The sequence below is a fragment of the Pseudomonas sp. PVC-5-1 genome, from assembly GCF_057444345.1.
The window spans coordinates 5428305-5446469 of the sequence record NZ_CM172024.1 but is presented as its reverse complement, the minus strand read 5'-3'; the positions used below and the strand labels follow the sequence as shown (position 1 = coordinate 5446469).

Here is an 18165-nt window from a genome sequence, read left to right as displayed (position 1 = left end):
TGCATGCTGAGTTCGGAGCTGAAAGCCTTCTACATGGTGGCCCGCCTGGGCAGCATCACCCTGGCGGCGAAGAAGCTCGGCCTCAGCCAGCCCACGGTGACCACGCAGATTCGCAACCTGGAGAGCCAGTACGCGGTGGAGCTGTTCTACCGCGGCGGGCGGCGCCTGGTGCTGAGCGAGGAGGGCGTGCGCCTGCTGCCGATGGTCAAGGCACTGCTGCAGCAGGAGGCCGACATCGAGTTCGAGCTGCGCAACAGTGGCCAGGCTCAGGGCAGCCTGCGCATCGCGGCCACGGCGCCTTACTACATCCTCGACCTGGTGAAGATCTACCGCGAACGCCTGCCGCAGGTGGAAGTGGCGGTGGAAATCGGCAACTCGCAGCAGGTACTGGAGATGCTCGAGGACTACCGGGTGGATATCGCCGCTTCGTCGCAACTGCTGGAAGATGCGCGGCTGGTGCGGCGGGTGCTGGGGACCGACCCGTTGGTGGTGGCGGTGCATCGCAATCACCCGTTGGCACACCGCCAGGCGGTGTCCATTGACGTGGTGGCCGGGCATTGCCTGCTGATGCGCGAGAAGGGCTCGACCACACGCAAGCTGACCGAGCAGATGATGCAAGAGGCCGGGGTGAAGGCCGGGGCGTTGCTGGAGATTGGCAGCCGCGAATCGATCCGCGAGGCGGTGCTGCGCAATATCGGCATCAGCGTGATTGCCCGGCACGAGGTGCCGCACAACCCTGAGTTGCGGGTGCTGGCGCTGGAGAACGCGCCGGTGATGCATGAGTACCTGTATTGCCTGAAGGAGCGGCGCCAGGCCCGGTTGCCGGCGGCCTTCCTTGGGGTGGCGCAGGAAGTGGCCGGTTCGCACTTCTGATAGCCATGTAGTGGCTGTACCGGCCCTATCGCCGGCAAGCCAGCTCCCACAGGTACCCCACAGTCCTTGAAACCTGTGCAGTACCTGTGGGAGCTGGCTTGCCGGCGATAGGGCCCTTGAAGGCCACTACAAAATCTGCCTATACCACTATCACCCGCTTTTGCCCTAAAGCCACAGAACCTTCGCACAGCCTTCCTAGCATGGCCTCCATCTCTTCGATGAGGCCCTGCCATGAACCACACCACCCCCGGCGCACAGATGAAAGTGCGCAACATCCACAAGCGCTTCGGCGCCTTCACGGCGCTGAATGATGTCTCGCTGGACATCGCCGCCGGCGAACTGGTGTGCCTGCTCGGCCCGTCCGGCTGCGGCAAGACCACCTTGCTGCGCTGCATCGCCGGCCTGGAGCGCCAGGACCGCGGTACGTTGTACATCGGCGAGCGCGATATCTCCGAGCTGCCACCCCAGGCCCGTGACTACGGCATCCTGTTCCAGTCCTACGCGCTGTTCCCCAACCTCACCGTCGAAGCCAACATCGCCTATGGCCTGACTGGCAGCGGCCGTGAACAGGCCCGCCAGCGAGTGACCGAAATGCTCGAACTGGTGGGCCTGGCCGGCAGCGAGAAGAAATACCCCGGCCAGCTTTCCGGTGGCCAGCAGCAGCGTGTGGCGCTGGCCCGCGCGCTGGCACCGTCGCCGTCGTTGCTGCTGCTGGACGAGCCGATGTCGGCGCTGGATGCCCGGGTGCGCGAGCACCTGTGCACCGAACTGCGCCAGCTGCAGCGCCAGCTGGGTATCACCACGCTGATGGTCACCCACAACCAGGACGAGGCCATGCTGATGGCCGACCGCATTGCGGTGATGAACAACGGCCAGGTCGAGCAATACGCCACCCCGCAGGAAATCTACGACCAGCCGGCCACGCCGTTCGTTGCCGAGTTCGTCGGCCAGGGCAACTGGTTGCCGTTCCAGCGCAGCAGTGACAGCCATGCCCAGGTCGGTGGCATGAACATGCGTCTGGCACCAGGTTCGGCCCGACCCAGCAGCGGTCGGCTGTTCTGCCGCCCGGAGGCGATCACGGTCAACCCTGCGGTGCACGAAGAAAACCTGTTCCCGGCCATGGTCCATGAAATCACCTTCCTCGGTAACCGCTGCCGCATGAGCTTCGAGCTCAAGGCGCTGCCTGGCCATGCACTGCTGGCGGAGTTGGCCCCCGAGGCCATGCCGCGGCTGGGCTCGCAGGACATCTGGGTGGCGCTGCCGCCGCAGAGCCTGCAGGTGTTTGCCTGAGATGGCCGCGCCAATGTCCCTGCCGCTCAGCCAGGCCAAGGCCACGCCGCGTGCTGGCGTCGCCCTGGGCGACCGGTTGTTCGTCGTCGGCGGCAAGAGCCTGCTGCTGATCCTTCTGGTGCTGGCGGTGCTGATGCCGTTGCTGGCGATTTTCTGGCGTGGCTTCAGCGCAGAAGCGGGCCAGGGTGGCGGCCCGCTGGCGGCCCGCGAGCTGTTCGCCAGTGAAAACTTCCACTGGTTGCTGGGCAACAGCCTGTCGGTGGCCTTCACGGTGGCAGCCATCGTGGTGCCGCTGGCCTACCTGTTCGCCTATGCCCTGCAACGCACGTTGATTCCGGCCAAAGGTCTGTGGCGGGGGATTTCGTTGCTGCCGCTGCTGGCGCCGTCAATGCTGCCGGCCATCGCCCTGGTCTACCTGTTCGGTAACCAGGGGCTGCTGCGCGGGTTGCTCAGCGACAACATCTATGGCTTCTGGGGCATTGTGCTGGGCGAGGCCATCTACACCTTCCCGCATGCCCTGATGATCCTGCTGTCGGCGCTATCGCTGGCCGATGCACGCTTGTTCGACGCAGCGTCCAGCATGGGTGCCGGCCCTTGGCGAGCGTTCACCAGCATCACCTGGCCGGCCACGCGCCAGGCAGTATTTGCAGCGTTCTGCCTGGTGTTCACCCTGACCATTACCGACTTCGGTGTACCGGTCGTGGTCGGCGGCGACTATCAGGTGCTGGCGCTGGAAGCCTACAAGGCGGTGGTCGGCCAGCAGCAGTTCGGCCGCGGCGCGTTGATCGGCATGGTGCTGCTGTTGCCGGCGCTGTTCAGCTTTACCGTCGATGCCTGGCTGCGCCGGCGCCAGGGCGAGGCCATGAGCGGCCGTGCCCAGGTGTTCGAGCCCAAGCCGTCGCGGGGCCGTGATGCCTGCTTCCTGGCGATCGTGCTGCTGGTGTGCGCGGCATTGCTGTTGGTGATCGGCATGGCGGTGTATTCGTCGCTGGTCACGTTCTGGCCCTACAACCTGTCGTTGTCGCTGCGTCACTACATGTTCGAGGACACCGCCGGTGGTGGCTGGCTGGCCTACCGCAACAGCGTGACCATGGCCATCGGCACCGCGCTGATCGGCAGCATCGTGATCTTCACCGGCGCCTACCTGATGGAGAAGACCCAAGGCCAACGCCTGCTCAACCAGGCGCTGCGCCTGCTCAGCTTCATCCCCATGGCCGTGCCTGGCCTGGTGCTGGGCCTGGGCTACGTATTCTTCTTCAACCTGAACGGCAACCCGCTGCATGTGTTCTATGGCGGCATGGGGTTGCTGGTGGTGTGCACCATCGCTCACTACCTGACCACCGCGCAGATGACCGCGACCACCGCCCTGCGCCAGCTCGACGGCGAGTTCGAGGCCGCCGCGCTGTCGCTGAAGGCGCCGCTGTACAGGCACTTCCTGCGGGTGACTGTGCCGATCTGCCTGCCGGCGCTGCTGGACATCATTCGCTACCTGTTCGTATCGGCGATGACCACCGTGTCGGCGGCGATCTTCCTGTACAGCCCCGACACCATCCTGGCTGCCGTCGCCGTGCTGAACATGGACGATGCCGGCAACGTCGGTGGTGCCGCCGCCATGTCCACCCTGATCCTGCTGACCAGTGCCGGCGCTTCACTGCTGCTGGCTGCAGCCTCACGCGGCCTGCTGCGCCGCTCCCAAGCCTGGCGCCAACGCGCCGCGACCGTCTGACCTGTAAGGAACCTACCCATGTACAAGCACCTTGCACTTGCTGCTGCCGTTTCCGCCGTGTTCAGCCTGCAGGCTTCGGCCGCTGGCACCCAGCTGACGGTCTACACCGCCCTGGAAGCCGAACAGCTGAAGAGCTACAAGCAGGCCTTCGAGAAGGCCAACCCGGACATCGAGATCAAGTGGGTTCGTGACTCTACCGGCATCATCACCGCCAAGCTGCTGGCCGAGAAAGACCGCCCGCAAGCCGACGCAGTGTGGGGCCTGGCTGCTTCCAGCCTGGCTATCCTCGACCAGAACGGCATGCTCGAAGCCTACGCACCGAAGGACCTGGGCAAGATTGCCGCCAACTACCGCGATGCTGCCAACCCGCCAGCCTGGGTCGGTATGGACGTGTGGGCCGCGACCATCTGCTTCAATACCATCGAGGCCGAGAAGCAGGGCCTGAGCAAGCCGGTGAGCTGGCAGGACCTGACCAAGCCCGAGTACAAGGGCAAGATCGTCATGCCGAACCCGGCTTCGTCCGGCACCGGCTTCCTGGATGTCAGTGCCTGGCTGCAGACCTTTGGCGAGCCACAGGGTTGGGCGTACATGGATGCACTGCACCAGAACATCGGCCAGTACGTTCATTCCGGTTCCAAGCCGTGCAAGCTTGCCGCAGCGGGTGAATTCCCGATCGGTATCTCGTTCGAGTACCCGGCCGTGCAGCTCAAGCGCCAGGGCGCGCCGCTGGACATCGTGCTGCCGAAGGAAGGCCTGGGCTGGGAGATCGAGGCGACTGCGGTGATCAAAGGTTCGCCAAAAGCGGATGCGGCCAAGCGCCTGGCTGATTTCTCGGCAAGCCCGGCGGCCATGGAGCTGTACAAGGAGAACTTCGCCGTGCTGGCTGCCCCGGGTATTGCCAAGCCGCAGACCGAACTGCCGGCGGACTATGAACAGCGCCTGATCAAGAACGACTTTGCCTGGGCCTCGAAGAACCGTGACCAGATCCTGGCCGAGTGGCGCAAGCGCTATGACGGCAAGTCGGAGAAGGTGGCTCAGCAGTAACCTGCACCGGCCTCTTCGCGGGCGCGCCCGCTCCCACAGGTACCGCGCAGTCCTTCAGCTGTGTGCGATCTTTGTGGGAGCGGGCATGCCCGCGAAGAAGCCACTGCTGCAATCCAGCCAGGAATAAACAGTGATGCCCACCCCAGCCCAGATCATCGACAGCACCTTCGCGCTGTACGAACGCCACGGCAGTGACGACTACATCGGCGAAGCCATCACCCAGCTCGAACACATGTCCCAGGCCGCGCAACTGGCCATGGCCGAAGGCTTCGACGACGAAGTGGTGCTGGCGGCGTTCTTCCACGACATCGGCCACCTGTGCGGCGGTGACGCCAGCATGGGCGGCTATGGCGTGGTCAGCCATGAGCGCATCGGCGCCGAGTATTTACGCCGCTGTGGCTTCGGCGAACGCATGGCGCGGCTGGTGCAGTATCACGTGGAGGCCAAGCGCTACCTGACTTTGCGCCAGCCTGGGTATTACCAGCGGTTGAGTGAAGCGAGCCGGCGGACTTTGGAGTATCAGGGGGGCGTGATGAGCGAGGACGAGGCGGATGTGTTCGAGCGGGATCCGCTGTTCGAGGTGAGCTTGCGGATGAGGGAGTGGGATGAAATGGCCAAGGAGATTGGGGTGCCGGTGGTTGATCTGGATGGGTTGAAGCAGAGGGCTTTGGCACTGCTTTGAGAGATGGGCTGCCTGTGCCGGCCTCTTCGCGGGCACGCCCGCTCCCACAAGTACCACGCGCAAACCCTGTGGGAGCGGGCATGCCCGCGAAGAGGCCAGACCTGCTTGATCAAAACTGTGAAACCAGCGCCTCCAGCTGTTCCTGCCGCTCAGCCTGGTTCAGCTTCGCCCCAGGGTTCAGGGTGGACCACTGCGGATGCGCCCGCGCCTTGCTCAGCGCCTCCGGCAACTTGCCCTCCCGCCAGGCCTTCTCATCCAGCTCCCCCAGCCGAATGCTGTCCTGCGCCGCGTGCCCGCGGTTTTCCAGCGCCACCATCAACTGCTGCTGACGCAACGCCAGCAGGCGCAACACCGTATCGTCCACCGTCAGCTCGCGCTTGCCCTTGAGCTTGCCCATCAGCCGCGACCCATAGTTGCGCGCCGTCTGCAGCGCGCCGCCGGCAATTGCCCCGGCCAGGGCGGCAGCCCCCAGTGTCAGGCCGCCGACCAGCAGGTCCACCCCGGCACCCGCCGCAGCACCGGCGGCCACACCGCTGCCCAAGCGCACGCCCAGCAGCTTCAAGGTTTCGGGATTGAAGAGGTCATCGCCCCAACGGCCATCCAGCAACGGCAGGTCGCTGGCATGGGCGTCCTCGCGGCGGAAGGCATACAGCTTGAGCAGTGCCTCGACACAGCGCTGCTCGCGCTGGCGCACCTCTTGCCGCAATGCCTCGATGGCCCGGGCTTCGGCAGCCGGCTCGGCCTCGACGCTGCGCCGGCAGGCGGCGCAGTCCAGCAGCAGCTCGGCAATCAGGCGCTTGCCGCTGTGGCGGCGTGCCAGGCGCTGTGCCTGCTGGTCGTCGATCAGCCGCTGCAGGGCCGGGCGGGCGTCTTCCAGCAGCAGGGCCAGGCTTTCGTACAACCGGCGCTCGCCATCCTCTGGCGGGGCCACGCTGTCGAACCGCACCAACGCGTGAAGCCCAAGCCTGGCAAGGGCTTCACGCCATTGCGGCTCGCGGTGCTGATGGCTGGCGACGAAATTGAGCACCGGTAGCAGCGGCTTGCCGCAGCTGGCCAGCACTTCCAGTTCGTCGCGGTATTTGGCCAGCACTGGTTCGCGGGCGTCGATCACATACAAGCCGGCATTGCTGGCCAGCAGCTGGCGTAGCACCTTGGCCTCCTGCTCGAAACGCTGACGTGCCTCGCTGCCTTGTAGAAAGCGATCGAGGCGGGCCGGGCCGTCCAGGCGCTCGCCCGGGCGCTCCAGGCGTTCGAGATAGTCGAGCAGGGCGATGGCGTCTTCCAGGCCCGGGGTGTCATACAACTCGAGCAAAGGTTCGCCATCCACCGACAGCCGCGCACCTTCCACATGGCGGGTGGTGCTGGGGCGGTGGGAAACTTCGCCAAAGCCGACGTCACGGGTCAGGGTGCGCAGCAGCGAGGTCTTGCCGACGTTGGTGTGGCCGACCACGGCCAGTTTCAGCGGCTCAGTCATGGCCATGCTCCAGCCAGGTCAGCGGCGAGGTATCGGCATGCGCCAGACCAAGGCGGTCGAGGGCTTCGTGCCAGTCGCCCAGGCGCTGGGCGTCCAGGGCCTCGCCCGGTGCGGCCTGCAGTAGCCATATACGGGTGGCACCGGCGTTGCGTGCCAGTTCGGCGAGCAACGCCAGGCTGCCACGATCGGGAGAGCGGCGCGGGTCGCAAGCGATGGCCAGGCGTGCTGGCGGGAAACGGCTGAGCTGTTCCAGCAGGCGGTTACGCGATTCGCGGCTGTCGAGCACGCCGGCACTGGTTACGCTTTTTGGCAGCGCGGGTGGCCAGGGGTGCTGGTCGTCCAGTTCCAGGCCGACCAGCAGGGCACCGCTGCTGCCGCTTTCCAGCTGGCCAGCGGCAAACTGCGGCAAGGCCTCGGGCGCGGCATCCTGGACGCCGATGCGTTCGCTGCGCGGCATCAGCGCTTCACGCAGCTGCGCGTAGCCGGGCAGGCTGAGGTCCAGCGCCAGGCGTTGGCGGCCTTGACGCCATCGCCACAGGCACAGCCCGGCCAACAGTAGGCGCGGAAGCAGGCCGTACACCAGCACCACGCCAAGCAGCCAGCTGGCCCAGGCCTGGCGCGCCAGGTCCAGGGCCGGCTGGCTGTCGCCGCTGGCGCGGATCATGGCCTCGTCGGGTACCGTGAAGCCCAGCAACGAGGGCAGCGCGCCCAAGGCCTGGGTCAGGTGGATGAACGGGTCGGCGGCGAGCAGGGTGGTCTCCCAGACAAAGCCATAGCGCCGGGTCGCCAGCAAGGCCAGCAGCATGCCCAGCGCGGTGATCATCGCCAGCAGCCACAGGCCATGCACCAGCAGGCCGAGCAGCCAGCGGTTGAGGCGTTGACGTTGCAGCAGCACCAGCAGCGCCGGTGCCAGGTGCGCGGCCTTGGCGTCACGGGCAAAGCGTTCGCTCAGCCACAGCCACAAACGGCCCAGCCCCGCGCCATGCTCGCCGCTCAGGGCAAAGCCGATGGCCCAGCCCAGCAGCATCAGCAGGTTCAGCCCGAGCAGGCTGCCGAGGGCCCAGAACACATTCACCGGGCGCTGCCCGTCGCTCAAGGCGGCCAGGGCCAACCCTGCGCCGCTGAGCACGGCCAGCACCAGCAAGGCCAGCAGCGCCAGGCGTGCGCCCTGTTTCCAGTGGCGCAGGGCGGTGGTGATGCCGTCGCGTTCGGCCAGGAACAGGGCACGGGTTTCGATGCGGGCCGCCAGGTCACCGCCTGCCTGGCGGGCGCGGCGGTTGGCTTCCTGGTCCTCCAGGGGGCCGGCATGTTCCTCGCGCAGGCGTACCGCTTCGGTGAGCCAGCGCTTGTCCAGTGAAGTGGGTGCAGTCACAAGGTCTTCCATTGCACAGGTCAGGGCAGAAGCATAACCCACACGCCCGGTGCTATCCTCGCTGGCATGAATACATCACTCCCCCTCAGCCTGATCGCGGCTCACGCCGAGAACCGCGTGATCGGCATCGACAACTCCATGCCCTGGCATCTGCCGGGGGACTTCAAGTACTTCAAGGCCACTACCCTGGGCAAGCCGATCATCATGGGGCGCAAGACCTGGGACTCGCTGGGCAGGCCATTGCCCGGGCGGTTGAATATCGTCGTCAGCCGGCAGGCAGGGCTGGAACTGGCGGGGGCCGAGGTGTTCGGCTCGTTGGAAGAGGCGCTGGTGCGGGCCGAGCAGTGGGCGCGTGAGCAGGGCGTTGATGAGCTTATGCTGATTGGCGGGGCGCAGCTGTATGGGCAGGCGCTGGAGAAAGGGTTGGTCAGCCGCATGTACCTGACGCGAGTCGAGTTGTCGCCGGAAGGGGATGCGTGGTTCCCTGAGTTCGATCGGGGGCAGTGGAAGCGGGTATCGAGCGAGGCGCAGGCTGAGGAAGGCAAGCCTGGGTATCATTTCGAGGTCTGGGACAAGGTTTGAGATTGCCGGGGCTGCCTTGCAGCCCTATCGCGACACAAGGCCGCTCCTACAGGGGGCCGCGCAAGACAGACATGCGCGGTCCGTTGTAGGAGCGGCCTTGTGTCGCGACAGGGGCGCAACGCGCCCCCGGCAATCTATCAGGAATGACTCAGCTCGGCATGTTCATCGCCAGCCAGCACATCCTTGTCGGTCTCTTTCAGCAGTTGGCTGGTCACCACCCCTGCGGTCATCGAACCGTTCACGTTCAACGCCGTGCGGCCCATGTCGATCAGCGGCTCCACCGAAATCAGCAACGCCACCAGTTCCACCGGCAAGCCCATGGCCGGCAGCACGATCAGCGCGGCGAAAGTTGCACCGCCACCTACGCCGGCAACACCTGCCGAACTCAGGGTGACGATGGCCACCAGGGTGGCGATCCACAGCGGGTCGAAGGTATCGATGCCCACCGCCGGCGCCACCATCACCGCCAGCATCGCGGGATAGAGCCCGGCGCAGCCGTTCTGGCCAATGGTGGTACCGAACGATGCGCTGAAGCTGGCAATCGACTGCGGTACGCCCAGGCGGCGGGTTTGCGCTTCGATGTTCAGCGGAATGCTGGCGGCGCTGGAGCGGCTGGTGAAGGCGAAGGTCAGCACCGGCCACACCTTGCGGAAGAAGCGCAGCGGGCTCACGCCGGTAGCGGCGAGGATAACGCCGTGCACCACGAACATCAGCGCCAGGCCCAGGTACGACACCACCACGAAGCTGCCCAGCTTGAGGATGTCTTCCATGTTCGAGCTGGCCACCACCTTGGTCATCAGCGCCAGTACGCCATACGGGGTCAACTTCATTACCACCCGCACCAGGCGCATCACCCAGGCCTGCAGGGTGTCGATGGCCGACAGCGCGCGTTCGCCTTTCTCGGCATCGTCCTTGATCAACTGCAGCGCGGCCAGGCCGAGGAACACGGCAAAGATCACCACGCTGATGATCGAGGTCGGCTTGGCCCGTGCCAAGTCACCTACCGGGTTGCTGGGGATGAACGACAGCAGCAGTTGCGGAATGTTGAGATCGGCGACCTTGCCGGCGTAGTCGCTGTGGATAACCTGCATGCGCGCGCTTTCCTGGGCGCCGGCCACCAGGCCTTCGGCGCTGAGGCCGAACAGGTTGGTCAGGACGATGCCGATCAACGCAGCGATGGCGGTGGTCAGCAGCAGGGTGCCGATGCTCAGCACACTGATGCGGCCCAACGACGAGGCATTGTGCAGGCGCGCCACGGCACTGAGGATCGAGGCGAAGATCAGCGGCATGACGATCATCTGCAGCAAGCCGACGTAGCCGTTGCCGACCAGATCGAGCCAGGCGATGGTGGCCTTGAGCACAGGGTGGCCCGCGCCATAGACGGTATGCAGGATCAGGCCGAACACTACGCCCAGCACCAGGCCCAGCAATACTTTCCTGGCCAGGCTCCAGTCGGTGCGGCGGGTTTGTGCCAGGCCCAGCAACAGGGCCAGGAACGCCAGCAGGTTAAGGGACAGCGGCAGGTTCATTGAAGCTCCAGCAGTAAAAAGCAGAAGAGGCATCGCCCCTGTGAGCGATTGCGAACGGAAATGCTAACAGCCTGAAAACAAACGAATTTATACCCAAATGGAATGTGGATAGTCGTTTATGGAATAACGATGTGTCGCGGATTGCAATGAACGCGGCGTTTGCAGCTGCATGGAGGTCGTTATCGAGGGCTGCCAGCGGAGATTGTTGCACTAGCGTTTCTGGGTCATTTCAGGAGATTCGTACATGAAGTTTGCTCCGAAAGCCGTCGCCGTCGGCCTGTCCCTGTTGTTCAGTATCGAAACCTTCGCCACCGAGCTCAAACACTGGCCCGCCGAGGCGGCCAAGCAGCTCGACAGCATGATCGCCGCCAATGCCAACAAGGGTAACTACGCGGTGTTCGATATGGACAACACCAGCTACCGCTACGATCTTGAAGAGGCCTTGCTGCCTTTCATGGAAAACAAGGGCCTGTTGAGCCGTGACAAGCTCGACCCGTCGTTGAAGCTGATGCCGTTCAAGGACACCGCCGAACATAAGGAAAGCCTGTTCAGTTACTACTACCGGCTGTGCGAAGTCGATGACATGGTCTGCTACCCGTGGGTGGCCCAGGTGTTCTCCGGCTTTACCCTACAGGAGCTGAAAGTGCAGGTGGATGAGCTGATGGCCTCCGGCAAGCCGATCCCCAGTACCTATTACGAAGGCGATCAGGTCAAGACCATCGAGGTACAGCCCCCCAAGGTCTTCAAGGGCCAGGCCGAGCTGTACAACAAGCTCATGGAGAACGGTATCGAGGTCTATGTGATTTCCGCTGCTTCCGAGGAGCTGGTGCGCATGGTCGCGTCGGACCCCAAGTACGGCTACAACGTGAAGCCGCAGAATGTGATTGGCGTGAGCCTGTTGCTGAAGGACCGCGCCAGCGGCCAGTTGACCACCGCGCGCAAGCAGATCAGCGCCGGGCACTATGATGCCAAGGCCAACGTGGGGCTGGAGCTGACCCCGTACCTGTGGACTCCGGCCACCTGGATGGCGGGCAAGCAGGCGGCGATCCTCACCTATATCGATGAGTGGAAAAAGCCGGTGCTGGTCGGCGGCGATACGCCGACCAGTGATGGCTACATGCAATTCCATGGCGTGGATGTGGGCAAGGGCGGCATTCACCTGTGGATAAATCGCAAGGCCAAGTACATGGACCAGCTGAACGGGATGATTGCCAGGAATGCTGCGGCGCAGGCCAAGGAAGGGCTGCCAGTGACCGCCGACAAGAACTGGGTGATCGTGACACCGGAGCAGATCCAGTAACGAGGCCTGTCAGCCGTTGCGGCCCACGATGAGAGTCCGGGCCGCTTCCTGATCGATGTTCTGTGCCAACAAGGTCACTGCTTCGATGGCGCTTGCACGGACGCTGGCCCCCACCGGGCCAAGCGTCTGTTCGACCACGACACTGTGCACCTGGTTAATCCCGACGAAGCGGAACCACGTATCGATGAAGGGTTTTTCCAGTCCAAAAGCCTGGTCGGGTGTCTGTGAGTCAGAGCCGTAACCAAGTCCACGGGAGTAGATTGCAACAGCTCGACGTCCGCCCAGCATGCCATTCAACCCTTGCTCATCGAAGGTGAACAGGACGCCTTTGTGCGAAATTGCGTCGATCAGATGCTTGAGCTTGTACGGGATGCCGAAATTCCACAGCGGTACGCTGAACACCAAGGTATCAGCCCGGTGGAACCGTTCAGCGAGTGCCTTGATCTGCCCCCATGCTGCAGCCTGGGCGGTTGACAGTGGGGCATCGGCAAGCCCTGCGTACTTTGCCGCGAGCAAAGCGCCATCCACTTCGGGGAGCTCGCATTCCCAAGGATCAAGGCAGTCAATCTCCACGGCTTTGCGCTCGGCCAATGCCGTCAGGAACACTTCTGCAATCTGAGTGGAAACGGACCGCTCTCCTCTCGGTGAGGCACAAACATACAAGATACGTTCAACCATTGGGCTTCTCCTTGGCAGCGTTGGTGACACTTCCCCTGGCGTTCGACTGCACAGGTGCTTGGCGCAAAGTCTGATTCAGAATGATTGTTTATAGAAATGACGTATGCTCTGCATATTGAGTGAGATAGGTGATTAATCTGTGTTCGATACTGTGCTTTTGCGTAGCTTGCTTGCCGTTGCCGACAACGGTGGTTTCACGCGCGCGGCGCAGAGGCTGCATCTAACGCAGTCGGCGATCAGCGCTCACATCAGGCGGCTGGAGAGTGAAGCTGGGCACAAATTGCTGGAGCGCACGACCCGTTCGGTCAGCCTGACGCCAGCGGGCGCCCGGCTGGCAGGTTATGCCCGCACTATCCTGGCGTTGCATGATGATGCTCGCGCGAGCCTTGGCGCAGGCCGTCGGGTGTCAGGTACAGTGTTTGTCGGGTTGAGCGAGGAGGTGGTGAAACCGCCCATCATCGACTGTCTGCGTCGATTCTCGGTGACACATCCCGATGCAGAGATCTCCCTGAAAGTCGGCCTGACCGGTGATCTGCTTGCCCTTCTGCAATCGGGTGGGCTCGATATCGTATTGGGAAGCAGCTGCGGCGATGAGGACCGAGGCGAACTGCTTTGGTCCGAGCCGTTGGTCTGGGCGACAGGGCCGGTTGCAGTGAACCCCGATGATGCAACTGCCCCGATACCCTTGGCGGTGTTTTCCGATCAATGCCCATATCGTGCTGCAGCCATCGAAGCCCTGGCGCGTGCGGGGCGACAATGGCGGATCGTTTGCCAGAGCCCAAGTGCCGGTGGGCTGATGACCGCTGTCAGCGGTGGGCTGGGTGTAACGCCAATCACCCGATCGTCTGCACTGGCTTCAGGTTTACAGGAAGTGCCAACGCTGCCATCCCTTCCTCTAGCGCAGTTCATTTTGACCTCGGTGGCGAAGCCGAAGCGCTCAGTTGCCCTGCTGCTGGCGCAATTGCGCCAATGTGCTTCGAGGGGGGAGCTTTGACTCAGCATTTCTCTAGCGCCATAAAAAAGCCGGCGCACAAGGCGCCGGCTTTTTCAAACGCCGGAAAGCCTTACAACCCTTCCAGCATCGCCTTGTTACGCACAGCACCCTTGTCGGCACTGGTCGCCAGCAGGGCGTAGGCCTTCAGCGCGGTGGTCACCTTGCGTGGGCGTACTTCAGCCGGTTTCCAGCCTTTCTTGTCCTGTTCGACACGGCGCTCAGCCAGCTCTTCATCGCTGACCTGCAGGTTGATCGAACGATTCGGGATGTCGATCAGCACCTTGTCGCCGTCGCGCACCAGGCCGATTGCACCGCCAGCGGCGGCTTCCGGCGAGGCGTGGCCGATCGACAGGCCCGAGGTGCCGCCCGAGAAGCGGCCGTCGGTGAGCAGGGCGCAAGCCTTGCCCAGTCCCTTGGACTTGAGGTACGAGGTCGGGTACAGCATTTCCTGCATGCCCGGGCCACCTTTCGGGCCTTCGTAGCGGATGATCACGATGTCGCCGGCCTTCACTTCGTCGGCGAGGATGCCGCGTACGGCGCTGTCCTGGCTCTCGAAGATCTTCGCGGTGCCTTCGAACACCAGGATCGACTCGTCGACACCGGCGGTTTTCACCACGCAGCCATCCAGCGCGATGTTGCCGTACAGCACGGCCAGGCCGCCTTCCTGCGAATAGGCGTGCTCGACACTGCGGATGCAGCCGTTCTCACGGTCGTCATCCAGGGATTCCCAACGGGTCGACTGGCTGAATGCCGTCTGGGTCGGGATGCCGGCAGGGCCGGCCTTGAAGAAGGTGTGCACGGCTTCGTCATCGGTCTGGGTGATGTCCCACTTGGCGATGGCTTCTTCCATGCTGCGGCTGTGCACGGTCGGCAGGTCGGTGTGCAGCAGGCCGCCACGGGCCAGCGAGCCGAGGATGCTGAAGATGCCGCCGGCACGGTGCACGTCTTCCATGTGATATTTCTGGATGTTCGGCGCAACCTTGCACAGCTGCGGCACCTTGCGCGACAGGCGGTCGATGTCGCGCAGGTCGAACGCCACCTCGGCTTCCTGGGCGGCAGCCAGCAGGTGCAGGATGGTGTTGGTCGAGCCGCCCATGGCGATGTCGAGCATCATGGCGTTCTCGAACGCCTTGAAGTTGGCGATGTTGCGCGGCAGTACCGACTCATCGTTCTCGCCGTAGTAGCGCTTGCACAGCTCGACGATGGTGCGGCCGGCAGTGAGGAACAACTGCTCGCGGTCGGCGTGGGTGGCCAGGGTCGAACCGTTGCCCGGCAGGGCCAGGCCCAGGGCTTCGGTCAGGCAGTTCATCGAGTTGGCGGTGAACATGCCGGAGCACGAACCGCAAGTCGGGCAGGCGCTGCGCTCGTATTCGGCGACTTTTTCGTCGGAAGCCGAGGAGTCGGCGGCAATGACCATGGCGTCGACCAGGTCCAGGCCGTGGCTGGCCAGCTTGGTCTTGCCGGCTTCCATCGGGCCGCCGGAGACGAAGATTACCGGGATGTTCAGGCGCAGGGCGGCCATCAGCATGCCGGGGGTGATCTTGTCGCAGTTGGAGATGCACACGATGGCGTCGGCGCAATGGGCGTTGACCATGTACTCCACGGCGTCGGCGATGATCTCGCGGCTTGGCAGCGAGTAGAGCATGCCGTCGTGGCCCATGGCGATGCCGTCATCGACCGCGATGGTGTTGAATTCCTTGGCCACGCCACCGGCGCGTTCGATTTCGCGGGCGACCAGCTGGCCCAGGTCCTTCAGGTGCACGTGGCCCGGGACAAACTGGGTGAACGAGTTGGCGATGGCGATGATCGGTTTCTTGAAATCTTCGTCCTTCATCCCGGTGGCGCGCCACAGGGCACGGGCGCCGGCCATGTTGCGGCCTTGGGTGGAAGTCTTGGAACGATAATCAGGCATGAAACACTCCTGGCGGCTTAATCAGGTCACAAAAAGGGGAGTGAGCTTCTCTTGTCCTTTGTACCGCAGGCCGGTTGCCACTGGCACGGATGGGGCCGAAGACCGCGCGGGATCGCCGCGTGCTTGGGCAGAGCTCATAAACCCGCCGGGGATGACTGGCGATGAATAGGCCGATTCTACACCGCTGGCGCGGCGAGGGAATGCAGATGTGGATAGCTGGCGGGGAGATTGCAGCAGGAAAGGGCCGCTTGGCGGCCCTTTTTAGCGGATATCAGCTGTTTGGCAGCAACCGGCAGGTGATGCTCTTGATGTAGCGGGTTTCGGCGATGGCCGGGTGCACCGGGTGGTCCGGGCCTTGGCCGCCGCGTTCGAGCAACTGCAGGTTGCGGTCCAGGTGACGGGCGCTGGTCAGCAGGATGTTGTGCAGGTCGTCCTCGGGCAGGTGCATCGAGCACGAGGCACTGACCAGGATGCCGTCCTTGGTCAGCATGCGCATGGCCTGTTCGTTCAGGCGGCGGTAGGCCGCTTCGCCGTTCTTCAGGTCTTTCTTGCGCTTGATGAAGGCGGGTGGGTCGGCAATGATCACGTCGAAGCGCTCTTCGGCGGCCTTCAGTTCGCGCAGGGCCTCAAACACATCGCCTTCGATGCAGGTCAGTTTCTCGCTGATGCCGTTCAGGGCTGCGTTACGCTCGACGCCGTCCAGGGCAAAGCTCGAGGCATCGACGCAGAACACTTCGCTGGCGCCGAAGGCACCGGCTTGCACGCCCCAGCCACCGATGTAGCTGAACAGGTCGAGCACGCGCTTGCCTTTCACGTACGGCGCCAGGCGTGCACGGTTCATGCGGTGGTCGTAGAACCAGCCGGTCTTCTGGCCTTCGCGTACCGGGGCTTCGAACTTGACGCCGTTTTCTTCCAGCGGCACCCAGTCCGGCACTTCGCCATAGACGGTCTCGACATAGCGCTGCAGGCCTTCGGCGTCACGCGCGGAGGAGTCGTTCTTGAACAGGATGCCTCTTGGCTTGAGCACCTGTACCAGGGCTGCAATCACGTCGTCCTTGTGCGCTTCCATGGTGGCGGAGGCCAATTGCACCACGAGGATGTCGAAGAAGCGGTCGACCACCAGGCCTGGCAACAGGTCGGAATCGCCATAGACCAGGCGGTAGCACGGTTGGTCGAACAGGCGCTGGCGCAGCGACAGGGCGACGTTCAGGCGGTGCACCAGCAGCGACTTGTCCAGCGGCAGCTTGGCGTCGCGCGACAGCAGGCGGGCGCAGATCAGGTTGTTCGGGCTCAGTGCGACGATACCCAGCGGCTTGCCGTTGGCCGCCTCGAGAACAGCCTGCTGGCCGGCCTGGAAGCCTTGCAGCGGGGTCGCGCTGACGTCGACTTCGTTGCTGTAGACCCACAGGTGGCCGGCGCGCAGGCGGCGGTCGGCATTGGCTTTGAGGCGTAGGCTGGGCAGGGACATGACGTCGCTCCGGGAAAAAGAGCGGGATTATAGCGTGTCTGCTGGGCTTTCGCCTTTAGAGGTGCAGCGCCTGGGAGATCGAGCGCCGCCCGCGCGGCGCATCGCTGGCAAGCCAGCTCCCACATTTGTTTCGGGCCAGTATCGCCTGTGCCATCGCGCGCGACCGCATTGTTTGCTCAACGCGATATCGAGGTGGACGCCAAGGGGCCGCGCGCGCATGCCTCAGGAAAAACTGGCCCGAAACAGATGTGGGAGCTGGCTTGCCGGCGATGCGCCGCGCGGGCGGCGCTCGATCTCCCAGGCGCTGCACCTGTCAAGGCGAGCCTCAGGGGGTTAAAATCGCCGGTCCCAAACGAGTGTGCACGTATGTCCCAAGAACTCAGCGCCGAACAGATCCAGCAAGCCTTGCAAGGCATCACCATCCCGCCGCAACCGCAGATAATGGTCGACCTGCAGTTCGAGCAGTACATGCCTGACCCGGACCTGGAAACCATCGCCAAGCTGATTTCCCAGGACCCGGGCCTGTCGGGCGCCTTGCTCAAGCTGGTCAATTCGCCGCATTTCGGCCTTTCCAACAAGATCGGTTCGATCCAGCGCGCGGTGAACCTGCTGGGCAGCCGTTCGATCATCAACCTGATCAACGCCCAGTCGATCAAGGGTGAAATGACCGACGAGACCATCGTTACCCTCAACCGCTTCTGGGACACTGCCCAGGACGTGGCGATGACCTGCCTCACTCTGGCCAAGCGCACCGGCATCCAGGCGGCAGACGAGGCCTATACCCTGGGCCTGTTCCATGACTGTGGCGTGCCGCTGATGCTCAAGCGCTTCCCCAACTATATGGATGTGCTGGAGGACGCCTATGCCAAGGCCGACGAGGAAACCCGCGTGGTCGACACCGAAAACCGCGTGTTCAACACCAATCATTCGGTGGTCGGCTATTTCACGGCCAAGTCCTGGCGCCTGCCCGAGCACCTCAGCGCGGCCATTGCCAACCACCACAACGCCCTGGCGGTATTCCGCGACGAGAGCGCGCGCAATACCCAGAGCCAACTGAAAAACCTGCTGGCGGTGCTGAAGATGGCCGAGCACATCTGCGCATCGTACCGGGTGCTGGGCAGCCAGGCCGTGGACCACGAATGGAGTGTGGTTGGCCCGCTGGTGCTCGATTACATTGGCTTGTCGGAATACGATTTCGAGAACCTCAAGCAGAACATTCGCGAGATGGGCGGGCACTGACA

At 63.8% G+C, this 18165-nt stretch carries 15 protein-coding genes; 9 read left to right on the top strand and 6 right to left on the bottom strand.

Annotation, left to right across the window (positions count from 1 at the left end; all coding sequences use genetic code 11):
- The first annotated feature begins 3 nt into the window (after window positions 1–3).
- The 5 genes from AC2T3R_RS24840 to AC2T3R_RS24820 all read left to right on the top strand — a co-directional run bounded on the left by AC2T3R_RS24840 (window position 4) and on the right by AC2T3R_RS24820 (window position 5615).
- Entirely contained in the window at window positions 4–873 is an 870-nt protein-coding gene (locus AC2T3R_RS24840; protein WP_015272181.1) for a LysR family transcriptional regulator, read from the top strand.
- A gap of 231 nt (window positions 874–1104) precedes the next feature.
- Window positions 1105–2163, top strand: coding sequence for a putative 2-aminoethylphosphonate ABC transporter ATP-binding protein (locus AC2T3R_RS24835; RefSeq protein WP_486744392.1), 1059 nt, complete (start codon window positions 1105–1107; stop codon window positions 2161–2163).
- Window position 2164: 1 nt separating this feature from the next.
- Complete coding sequence (locus tag AC2T3R_RS24830; protein ID WP_182328834.1) at window positions 2165–3889, top strand: putative 2-aminoethylphosphonate ABC transporter permease subunit; 1725 nt, start codon at window positions 2165–2167, stop codon at window positions 3887–3889.
- An 18-nt stretch (window positions 3890–3907) separates the two neighbouring features.
- Complete coding sequence (locus AC2T3R_RS24825; protein ID WP_085592463.1) at window positions 3908–4933, top strand: putative 2-aminoethylphosphonate ABC transporter substrate-binding protein; 1026 nt, start codon at window positions 3908–3910, stop codon at window positions 4931–4933.
- A 133-nt stretch (window positions 4934–5066) separates the two neighbouring features.
- On the top strand, window positions 5067–5615 hold the full coding sequence (locus AC2T3R_RS24820; RefSeq protein WP_410951933.1) for a phosphonate degradation HD-domain oxygenase: 549 nt from the start codon (window positions 5067–5069) through the stop codon (window positions 5613–5615).
- A 109-nt stretch (window positions 5616–5724) separates the two neighbouring features.
- Here the strand turns inward: AC2T3R_RS24820 and AC2T3R_RS24815 are convergent, their stop codons facing one another.
- The gene (locus tag AC2T3R_RS24815; protein WP_410951932.1) at window positions 5725–7089 is read right to left on the bottom strand and encodes a GTPase/DUF3482 domain-containing protein; all 1365 of its coding nucleotides are present in this window, start codon (window positions 7087–7089) and stop codon (window positions 5725–5727) included.
- Window positions 7082–8473: a DUF2868 domain-containing protein gene (locus AC2T3R_RS24810; protein ID WP_024087865.1), complete on the bottom strand. Its 1392-nt coding sequence runs from the start codon at window positions 8471–8473 to the stop codon at window positions 7082–7084. The genes AC2T3R_RS24815 and AC2T3R_RS24810 overlap by 8 nt, the downstream gene beginning before the upstream one ends.
- Before the next feature lie 54 nt (window positions 8474–8527).
- Between AC2T3R_RS24810 and AC2T3R_RS24805 the strand changes: the two genes are divergently transcribed.
- The gene (locus AC2T3R_RS24805) at window positions 8528–9043 is read left to right on the top strand and encodes a dihydrofolate reductase (protein ID WP_039612552.1); all 516 of its coding nucleotides are present in this window, start codon (window positions 8528–8530) and stop codon (window positions 9041–9043) included.
- Between the two features lie 137 nt (window positions 9044–9180).
- Here the strand turns inward: AC2T3R_RS24805 and AC2T3R_RS24800 are convergent, their stop codons facing one another.
- A complete protein-coding gene (locus AC2T3R_RS24800) occupies window positions 9181–10572 on the bottom strand; it encodes an L-cystine transporter (protein WP_085691442.1) in 1392 nt (463 codons plus the stop codon).
- A 244-nt stretch (window positions 10573–10816) separates the two neighbouring features.
- Here AC2T3R_RS24800 and AC2T3R_RS24795 point away from each other — a divergent pair, with 244 nt between their 5' ends.
- Window positions 10817–11872, top strand: a complete 1056-nt coding sequence (locus AC2T3R_RS24795) for an HAD family hydrolase (RefSeq protein WP_410951931.1) — start codon at window positions 10817–10819, stop codon at window positions 11870–11872.
- A gap of 9 nt (window positions 11873–11881) precedes the next feature.
- Here the strand turns inward: AC2T3R_RS24795 and AC2T3R_RS24790 are convergent, their stop codons facing one another.
- Entirely contained in the window at window positions 11882–12550 is a 669-nt protein-coding gene (locus AC2T3R_RS24790) for an FMN-dependent NADH-azoreductase (protein ID WP_015272171.1), read from the bottom strand.
- A 139-nt stretch (window positions 12551–12689) separates the two neighbouring features.
- On the opposite strand from AC2T3R_RS24790, the gene AC2T3R_RS24785 reads away from it, so the two are divergent.
- Window positions 12690–13544: a LysR family transcriptional regulator gene (locus AC2T3R_RS24785; protein WP_410951930.1), complete on the top strand. Its 855-nt coding sequence runs from the start codon at window positions 12690–12692 to the stop codon at window positions 13542–13544.
- Window positions 13545–13614: 70 nt separating this feature from the next.
- On the opposite strand, the gene ilvD is transcribed toward AC2T3R_RS24785, so the two are convergent.
- Together ilvD and AC2T3R_RS24775 are read right to left on the bottom strand one after the other, a co-directional pair.
- Window positions 13615–15456 (bottom strand): dihydroxy-acid dehydratase, encoded by a 1842-nt coding sequence (gene ilvD, locus AC2T3R_RS24780; protein ID WP_025340988.1) that lies wholly within the window; start codon window positions 15454–15456, stop codon window positions 13615–13617.
- A gap of 271 nt (window positions 15457–15727) precedes the next feature.
- On the bottom strand, window positions 15728–16924 hold the full coding sequence (locus AC2T3R_RS24775; protein ID WP_486744390.1) for a class I SAM-dependent rRNA methyltransferase: 1197 nt from the start codon (window positions 16922–16924) through the stop codon (window positions 15728–15730).
- Window positions 16925–17344: 420 nt separating this feature from the next.
- Here AC2T3R_RS24775 and AC2T3R_RS24770 point away from each other — a divergent pair, with 420 nt between their 5' ends.
- Complete coding sequence (locus AC2T3R_RS24770; RefSeq protein ID WP_169774634.1) at window positions 17345–18163, top strand: HDOD domain-containing protein; 819 nt, start codon at window positions 17345–17347, stop codon at window positions 18161–18163.
- The last annotated feature ends 2 nt before the right edge of the window (window positions 18164–18165 follow it).